This window comes from Alkalihalobacillus sp. NPDC127517 (assembly GCF_050276055.1).
Classification (GTDB): domain Bacteria; phylum Bacillota; class Bacilli; order Bacillales; family Bacillaceae_D; genus Alkalicoccobacillus.
Genome location: NZ_JBNNQX010000022.1, coordinates 37,785 through 38,129 on the forward strand (window position 1 = coordinate 37,785; position 345 = coordinate 38,129).

At 33.6% G+C, this 345-nt stretch carries 2 protein-coding genes; both read right to left on the bottom strand.

All coding sequences use genetic code 11. From position 1 onward, the window contains the following. Positions 1 to 109: 109 nt before the first annotated feature. Positions 110 to 229 (bottom strand): class III lanthipeptide, encoded by a 120-nt coding sequence (locus tag ACQKKO_RS20125; protein ID WP_498650303.1) that lies wholly within the window; start codon positions 227 to 229, stop codon positions 110 to 112. Positions 230 to 255: 26 nt separating this feature from the next. Beyond that, positions 256 to 345 (bottom strand): class III lanthipeptide (locus tag ACQKKO_RS20130; RefSeq protein WP_498650306.1); only part of this gene is annotated, 90 nt, incomplete at its 5' end.

Sequence of the window (345 nt, forward strand, 5' to 3'; positions counted from 1 at the left end):
ATTGGATACTTCTTGCAGATGCTTTATTTAACTGTACCTCTTTTGATACGTGCTCTTTTTGTAGTGAAAGTACTTTGTTCATTTTAATTTCCCCTCTCAATTTTGGTTTTTAGCAGAAAAAGATGCTTGTAAAGCTGCTTGTTTTACACGATACGCTTGCTGCAGACTTCTTCTTTAAATGTACCTCTTTTGATACGTGTTCTTTTTGTAGTGAAAGTACTTTGTTCATTTTAATTTCCCCTCTCGATTTGGTTTTTAGCAGAAAAAGATGCTTGCATGACTACTATTTTTACATTGGATACTTCTTGCAGATGCTTTATTTAACTGTACCTCTTTTGATACGTG

Excerpts from the sequence above, each read along its gene's own strand:
- ACQKKO_RS20125 (WP_498650303.1), bottom strand. The coding sequence starts at position 229 with ATGAACAAAGTACTTTCACTACAAAAAGAACACGTATCAAAAGAGGTA.